6 protein-coding genes are annotated in these 7,914 nt (G+C 60.3%); 2 read left to right on the top strand and 4 right to left on the bottom strand.

Annotated features, from left to right (window positions below; translation table 11 throughout):
• Nucleotides 1–215: 215 nt before the first annotated feature.
• Nucleotides 216–2,375 carry a S8 family serine peptidase gene (locus JJB74_RS10995; RefSeq protein ID WP_200591888.1) on the bottom strand — a complete coding sequence of 720 codons (2,160 nt, stop codon included), beginning with the start codon at nucleotides 2,373–2,375 and terminating at the stop codon, nucleotides 216–218.
• Between the two features lie 614 nt (nucleotides 2,376–2,989).
• On the opposite strand from JJB74_RS10995, the gene JJB74_RS10990 reads away from it, so the two are divergent.
• Nucleotides 2,990–3,145 (top strand): hypothetical protein, encoded by a 156-nt coding sequence (locus JJB74_RS10990; protein WP_200591887.1) that lies wholly within the window; start codon nucleotides 2,990–2,992, stop codon nucleotides 3,143–3,145.
• A 227-nt stretch (nucleotides 3,146–3,372) separates the two neighbouring features.
• Here JJB74_RS10990 and JJB74_RS10985 read toward each other — a convergent pair whose 3' ends face one another.
• Nucleotides 3,373–4,095: a Crp/Fnr family transcriptional regulator gene (locus JJB74_RS10985; protein WP_200591886.1), complete on the bottom strand. Its 723-nt coding sequence runs from the start codon at nucleotides 4,093–4,095 to the stop codon at nucleotides 3,373–3,375.
• Nucleotides 4,096–4,392: 297 nt separating this feature from the next.
• On the opposite strand from JJB74_RS10985, the gene JJB74_RS10980 reads away from it, so the two are divergent.
• A complete protein-coding gene (locus JJB74_RS10980) occupies nucleotides 4,393–5,520 on the top strand; it encodes an ATP-binding protein (protein ID WP_200591885.1) in 1,128 nt (375 codons plus the stop codon).
• Between the two features lie 135 nt (nucleotides 5,521–5,655).
• Here the strand turns inward: JJB74_RS10980 and JJB74_RS10975 are convergent, their stop codons facing one another.
• Together JJB74_RS10975 and JJB74_RS10970 are read right to left on the bottom strand one after the other, a co-directional pair.
• On the bottom strand, nucleotides 5,656–6,675 hold the full coding sequence (locus JJB74_RS10975; RefSeq protein WP_200591884.1) for a hydroxymethylglutaryl-CoA lyase: 1,020 nt from the start codon (nucleotides 6,673–6,675) through the stop codon (nucleotides 5,656–5,658).
• Entirely contained in the window at nucleotides 6,675–7,877 is a 1,203-nt protein-coding gene (locus JJB74_RS10970; protein ID WP_200591883.1) for a CaiB/BaiF CoA transferase family protein, read from the bottom strand. The genes JJB74_RS10975 and JJB74_RS10970 overlap by 1 nt, the downstream gene beginning before the upstream one ends.
• Nucleotides 7,878–7,914 lie beyond the last annotated feature (37 nt).

Here is a 7,914-nt window from a genome sequence, read left to right as displayed (position 1 = left end):
CCCTGCGCCAATACCAGCTTGACGGCTTCAGCCCGGAACTCCGGTGTGTATGTCTTTGTCTGCATTCTGCTTTCTCCCTTTGATCAGTTTATCAAACGGGAGTGTCCGAAAAAGTCAGGCTACCTCAGGAATACCAGCACCAGATACTGCAAAGCCCCTCGAACCGAGGGGCTTTGTCATTTGGCGACTGTATCCGGCAGGACATCAGTCTGCAATTACCTGCTGATGCTCGAGTACAGGCATTCCTTGGCAGCGCCTACAACCGGGTCGCCAAAGATGGCGTTGGAGCAGGCTACGGGGCCAGTCACGATCTTGCTGGTGTAGACGCCGTTGACGCCATATTTGACTTCGCGGGTGCCGGCAAAACTGCAGGTGTTGTACTCGCTCGAGCACCACGTCCAAACTTCGGCCGTCTGCGTGGTGGTGCTATTGCTGGCGTACTCGCAGGTCTTGGCGATGCCATAGGCAGGATCGCCGAAGATATCGTTGGTGCAGGAGACCGAGGCTGTGGCGGTCTTGTACGCATAGCTGCCATTGGCGCCGTAGCGCACCTGGCGCGTGCCGGAGAAATTGCAGACGCCCCACTCGTTGGCGCACTGTGCCCAGCTCACGGCTGGCGTCGAGTTGGCATCGTACTCGCATGTCTTGCGGACGCCGACCATTGGATCGCCGAATACGTCGTTGGTGCAGGAAACCGTGCTGGCGATCGTCTGGTAGGCGTAGCTGTTATTCGCGCCATAGCGAACCAGATGCGTGCCAGAGAAGTTACAGGTGTTGTCTTCGGTCGCGCACTGCACCCATTTCTGCGCAGGGGCGGCCACCGCAACCGCATTGGCGACATTTACCGCAACAGGCGCCGAGGCGGCACTGTTGCCGGCGGCGTCATAGGCGGTTGCGACAAGGGTTGCCATGCCGTTGGGCACGCCAGCCGAGTCCCAGGAAAAGGCTAACGGTGCGCCAGTGTCGGAGGCGACGAGCTTGCCGTTGACGGTAAGTTCGACCTTGACCACGCCGACGTTATCCGTTGCGGACACGTCCACCGGCACCAAGCCCGATACGCTTGCATACGCCTGTGGCGCGGTGATGGCTGCCACCGGCGCTTGCTTGTCGATGGGCTTGGGCAGGCGCGAAACCGCGGCCTGTACTGCGGCGGCGGCATTCAAGCGGCCGTAGCCGAAATAGCTGTCGCGGCCCGGCGTGCCGAGATCGACTGCCGTGGAGTACAGCAGGCTTTCGACGGTGGCGCTGTCGAGCGACGGATTGGCCGACATCATCAGCGCGGCAACGCCTGCGGTCAGCGGGCTGGAGAACGATGTGCCGGACCACGCCTGGTAGCCGCCGTCTCGCGTCGTGGTCCAGATGCCCGTACCGGGCGCCGAAATGCTCACGAAACTGCCATAGCTCGACCACGATGCGAGATTGTCGTTATTGTCGGTGGCCGACACCACGACCATGCTCGAAGTGCGCGGCAGGTTCTCGTCCCTGCCCATGTTGCCGGCCGAGACGAACAGCAGACCGCCCTTGCTTTTCAGGTAATTGCCCGCGTTCTGGATGCCGGTGCTTCCTGCCACGCCGGAATAGCTGACGTTTGCAATGCGCGCGCCATGGTCGGCCGCCCAGACGATGCCGTTGGTGACGGTGCTGTAATACGCGTAGCAGTCGTTATAGGAGCTGTCATAGGCAGCGACCTTGACCGGCATGATCCTGGACTGACCGGCGATGCCGGGAGTGCCCTGACCATTGTTTATGACAGCTGCTGCCGTGCCGGCGACTGCGGTGCCGTGACCGCAGGTGTCATCGGTATTGCTGTTGTAGTCCACGGCGTTGTAGCCGGAAACCATGTTGGCGGCCAGATCCGGATGCCAGGCATTCACACCGGAATCGAGGATCGCAATGGTGACGCCCGCACCCATGGTCGAATCCCAGGCGGTAGTTGCGCCAATTTTGTTCAGATGCCAAGCGCCGCCATTCGGCGAGACCGGATCGTTCGGCATGAACGCGTGCGGCAGCCGGCGGTCGAGTTCGACAAGCTTGATCTGCGGATGGTTTTTCAGCCGCGCGGCAATGGCCGTAGCCGATCCGGGCGGCACTTCGACAACATGCAGGCTGCTCTTGCCCATGCGGCGGCTGCGCGCATTCAGCGGGCTGAGGAGCTTTGTCAGGTTCTGGTCCGACAGGCCGGCACGCGGCACGACAAGAAGTCGGTTGGTTGCGAAATCGCCCGCAGCATCATTTTGCCCATGCGCTGCGCTCTGCTGACTGCTGATCGCATTGGCCGCGAATGCTGGGGCTTGCAGGCCCAACAGGGCGACGATACAGAGGGAAATTCGGGAGAGTACGACGGTGCGGGCACGCGCCGCATACCAGTAATTCATCACTTATCCGTTCGGTTACAAGAAAAAAAGCCATGCCGGGTGCCGACATGGCCCTTTAATTGTAAGCAGGAAAGTTTCCTTGACGCAATGCTTGGCGTTCGTAGATCGTTCTCGAATTCACTTTTTTATTTTTCTGTCATCTCAAGAACGCAACGTTTCTCCCGCTTTCTTTTCAAAGGGAAAAGGCGCTTTTCTGTCAGCGGCCCGGTTCTCCGAACCTTCCACATCGCGGCAAGGTATTAACGACCCTGATCAGATCCGCATTACCTCTCGATTGGTCACGACCAGCGTTCCGATTTCTCCACTTCTCATTTCCCTCTTGGACAAACGGGCTTACACCTGCTTCGGTACGGTCCCAACCAGCCCCTCCGCTGGCTCGCCGAAGCCTAACGCCGCCCACACAGCCGGGTTTCCCGCAACGCGCAGCGCCCTCGATCTACCCCCGGGGAACGATTCCCAGCCAGCCAAACAGCAGCCCTTTCCGAGGCATGCTGAGCGGCGTCCTTCTCGGACTCGGGTCAGGTTCCATCCTCTCGTCGGGTCATGCTCAGCAGCCTGTGAGCCATGCAGCGGAAATACAGGAGGCAGTCAGGCAGGAGGTCGCCAGACAGGAAATGGAAAAGCAGGAATCACAGGCTCAGGCGGCAACAGGCGACGAAGCGGCAAGCAGGGAGGCCACCAATGACAGTGCGGGCGAAAGCGCTGTCGGAACCACCGCCTCCGGTTCCGGCAAGGCCGACGAGAACGCATTGCCGGCATCTAGCAACTAGTAAGGATGGATATGCTTCGCAGCCGAATCGGCAAACGTGCAGCCCTACCCGAAACTCGGGCCAGGATTAAAGCCGTCCTGAAAATGCATTGCAACGTGCAAGCCGCGCAATGCCGAATCTGCTCGGCGTTTTCCTATCGCCGCTGAATGCCGAAATCGTTCGCCGTTCTTTAATCCGCCATGCTCGCCTCAAGTCATGCAACAGGCATTTCTAATTTGAAGCCGGGATTAGGCCATGGGTATGCCCAACGCCCGCTCGAATTGTTTTCTCACAGCCGAGTAGCATTCGCAGGAAGCCTCTTCCATGCCCTCCCTGTCTGCAATGGTAATCACGCCTCGGGTATATTTTATGAGCCCTAATCGCTGAAAATCTCTCGCAATCAGGCTAACGGTGGGGCGATGTACGCCTAGCATCGTGGCCAGATATTCCTGGGTAATTCGAATTTCGTCGCCGGGGACGCGATCATGACTCATCAGCATCCATTTCGCGAATCGTTCTTCAGTGGTATGCAGCCGATTGCAGGCAACGGACTGGGAAACCTGCGCGAGGTATGCTCGAAGATAACAATACGCGAGGCGACCCAGCACCGTTTCCGTTTGCATCGCTTCCCTGAAGACCGAAAGCGGCAATCTCAGACTTGCTCCAGCGATTTGACAAACTACGGTTTCCAGGGACCGGTTACTCCCGGTAAGGACATCGATCGTGGAAAAGCCCTCACTGCCTATCGTACCCACCTCGACAGAAGAGCCATCTTCCATAACCGCGAGAACCGAATGCTCGCCGCTCAGCGGGAAATACACATAGTCGATTCGTTCGTCGCGCCTGTAAAAATTAAAATGAATTGGTGTAGGGATAAATTCCAGATGAGGCTTTAATGCGCGATATTCATTTTCCGGTAAATGAGCGAGTAGAAAGTTCGTGCAATCAACTGGGGACGCTGGAATTTGCATCACATATTCCTCGATAGGATTGCGGCTCTGTTATAGATGACAGGGAAATAAGAACGATATTCTCGCAATAGCGAATTGCGGTCCGTCATGCAATTTCGTCAGCGTAATCCGTATTATAAAAACAATAATGCATCTGCACCACCTTCCCTTATTAGAGGCGCATCAAGAACGTAACGTAATGAACTGTACGGACATGTATGCGTGCAGACACTACACTTTCGCCTCCTGAAAAATTGCGGCGCGCCACATGAAACAGGTCGGCTCACGCGTTAAAACGAGGAAGGCGCGGAGGATGTTGTGAGATTGTCAATTTATATTGAAGAAAACCTTGAACCGATCCTGCAGGCGTGGGAAGACTTCGCGCGCTCGATCCAGCCTCCGCACCGAACGATGGACGTCGCAGAGCTTCGGGACCATGCGGAAGAAATGCTTCGCGAAATCGCAGAAGATCTGGACCGCCCACGCTCCGACCGTGAGAGGTTGGCGAGATCGATGGGGGAGAGCCCTTCGCGCCACGGCGAATCGGCAGCCGAAGTGCATGCAGCCCTGCGTTTGAAATCGGGGTTCACCATCGAACAACTGGTGGCGGAATATCGTGCGCTTCGAACGAGCGTTCTTTACTCCTGGTCGAAGCGGAACAAAACCGCCACCGCATTCGAAGTGGAAGACATTACCCGGTTTAACGAGGCGCTCGATCAGGCTCTCGCCGAATCCGTGGTCCAGTATTCAAAGATGGAGCGGCAGGCGCAGGACATCTTCATAGGCATCCTTGGACACGATATCCGGACGCCGCTAAATGCCATCAGCATAGGCGCCGAGACGTTGATGCGGACAGAATCGCTGGACGGCAAGTACATTAAACTCGCCTCCCGGATATTCAACAGTAGTGCCCGGATCAACAGAATGGTCAGCGATCTGCTCGACTTCACCAAAGCCCGCTTCGGCATGCAGATCTCCGCGCACCCGATCAACATGGGGCACCTCACGGAGCAGCTGACCGAGGAGATCCGCTCGGGTTACCCGGACAGAACGATTGCTCTTGCCGTGTCCGGAGAGCTCGACGGCGCCTGGGATGGCGGGCGCATCAGTCAGGCCATCTGTAACGTCATCAATAACGCGCTGCAGCACGGCTCGCAGGAAGAACCGGTATCAGTTTCATTGAACGGCACATCCGATGAAGTGGTAATCGCTGTGCACAATTTCGGCATGCCGATTCCTGAAGACGAGATCGAGCATATTTTCGACCCGATGCTTCGCTATGCGCGAACGCCCAATGCCAGCCAGAACAAATACGCCAATCTGGGTTTGGGTTTGTACATTGCACGGGAGGTAGTCGCTGCCCACGGCGGCGCTATCCATGTCGTTTCCTCGAACTGCTCGGATGGAACAACGTTCGCCATCCATCTTCCAAAACGCAAACCATAGAACGACGCATGGGCAGGGTGTGCAGCGGCATGCGCGACGGATGAACCAGGCAGCGTTGATGCTCGATGTGGACAAGTCGCGGTAGCCCGGCCGGTTTGCCGCAGGCACGCCGAAAGCGCTGGCGCCACCGCCAGATCAGGACGAGGCGGCTGCCTTGCCATCGCTGGCGCTTCCATCCCGCGCCAGCGCCCGCTCGCGGGATTCCACGAAGTCCGGCGGCGTCGGATAGCGTCGATCCGACTTGCCGGCCTTGAGCACTTGGCCCGGCACATCGTGGCCAATCAGCTGCGGCAATTGCGCCGCGCAGGCCAGCAGCGCCTCGAGGTCCACGCCGGTATCGCAGCCCATCGCCGCAAGCATGTGTACCAGGTCTTCGGTGCAGACATTGCCGGTGGCGCCCGGCGCATAAGGGCAGCCGCCGAGGCCGCCGAGCGACGCGTCGTAGCGATTGATCCCCGCATTCAGGCCGGCAAGTGCATTGGCCAGCCCCATCCCGCGGGTGTTATGGAAATGCAGCGTCAACTCCAGCCCCTTCCACCGCTCGGCCAACCCATCGCACAGCGCCTCCACCTGCAGCGGATTGGCCATGCCGGTGGTGTCGCACAGCGTGATGCCGGTGGCTCCCTGCTGCGCGAACCAGTCGCCCAGCTCCAGCACTTCACGCGCGGCGACCGCGCCTTCCATCGGGCAGCCGAAGGCAGTCGAAATCGAGATGTTGATCGCCGCCGCGCCGCACGCGGCCTGGATGATGTCGGTCAGCATCCGGCGCGACTGCGCGCGGGTCATGCGCACGTTGGCCAGGTTATGCGTCTCGCTGGCCGACATCACCATGTTGATCTCGTCCACCCGGCATTCCAGCGCGCGCTCGGCGCCGCGCAGGTTCGGCACCAGCGCGACATAACTCACGCCCTCCATGCGGTCGATCTGCTTCATCACCGCTTCCGCGTCGCGCAGCGCGGGAATCGCCTTCGGCGACGTGAACGAGGTCACCTCGATCTTGGCCAGGCCGGTGCGCGACAGCGCATTCACCATGCGGATCTTGTCTTCGGTCGGCACGAATTCCGGCTCGATCTGCAGGCCGTCGCGCATCGCGACATCGTTGATATAGACCCGCCGTCCGACGAAGGCATGGAAGGGCAGCGTCGAGTTCGCCATCAGATCACTCCTTTTTCTTTCAATTCAGAGAGCCGCGCGGCATCGAGGCCCAGGCTCTTCAGCACGGCTTCGGTATGCTGACCGAGATCCGGCCCGCCGCCTTCGAAGCGGCCCGGCGTGGCCGACAGCTTCGGCACTACGCCCGGCACCTTCAGCTGGCTGCCGTCGTTCAGCGTCACCTCGCGCAGCATGTCGCGCGCCTGGTAGTGCGGGTCTTCGACGATGTCCTTCACCGTATAGATCTTCCCGGCCGGCACGCGCGCTTCGCCAAGTTGCGCCAGGCATTCCTCCAGCGAGCGCACCGAGCTCCAGGCCCCAATCGCCGCGTCGATGCGGCCCATCTGCGCGACCCGGCCCGGATTGCGCGCCAGCTCCGGGTCTTCGCCGAGGTCGTCGCGGCCGATGAGCTTCATCAGCCGGCGGAAGATGCCGTCGCCATTGCCGGCGATCAGCACATAGCGGCCGTCCGCGGTCGGATACGCATTGGTCGGCGCGATGCCCTGCAGGGCGCTGCCGGCCGGCTCCCGGATCACGCCGTGGCGGTCGTATTCCGGCACTGCGCCTTCCATCATGTTGAACACCGACTCATACAGCGCGACATCGATCATCTGGCCCTGGCCGCCATGGGCGTCACGATGGTACAGCGCCAGCAGGATGCCGATCACGCCATGCAGCGCCGACAGCGAATCGCCGATGCTGATGCCGGGCCGCACCGGGGCTTCGCCGGGCACGCCGGTAATGTGGCGCAAGCCGCCCATCGCCTCGGCCACCACGCCGAAGCCGGCCAGGTCGCGCAGCGGGCCGGTCTGGCCATAGCCCGATACCCGCAGCATGATCAGCTTGGGGTTTTCGCGCGACAGGGTGTCATAGTCCAGGCCCCATTGCTCCAGCGTGCCGGGCCGGAAGTTCTCGATCACCACGTCGGCTTCGGCCGCGAGCCTTCGCACCAGATCCTGGCCTTCCGGCTGGCGCAGATCGATCGCCACCGACTTCTTGTTGCGCGCCTGCACATGCCACCACACCGAGGTCACCCCTTCCTCGGTGCGCCAGCTGCGCAGCGGATCGCCGCTGCCCGGCGGCTCGATCTTGATGATTTCCGCGCCGAACTCGCCCAGCGTCTTGGCGGCGAACGGGCCGGCGATCAGGCTGCCCATCTCGATGACGCGCAGGCCAGCCAGCGGCAGCTGTGGTGTTGTGCTCATGGTTTTCCTCTGCATGCGAAGTCGGTCTTTCTGCCCG

Origin of the sequence: Noviherbaspirillum pedocola (genome assembly GCF_016632335.1) — a bacterium.
Classification (GTDB): Bacteria; Pseudomonadota; Gammaproteobacteria; order Burkholderiales; family Burkholderiaceae_D; genus Noviherbaspirillum_A; species Noviherbaspirillum_A pedocola.
The sequence above is the reverse complement of the archived record's forward strand: the minus strand, read 5'-3'. Positions and strand labels throughout refer to the sequence as shown.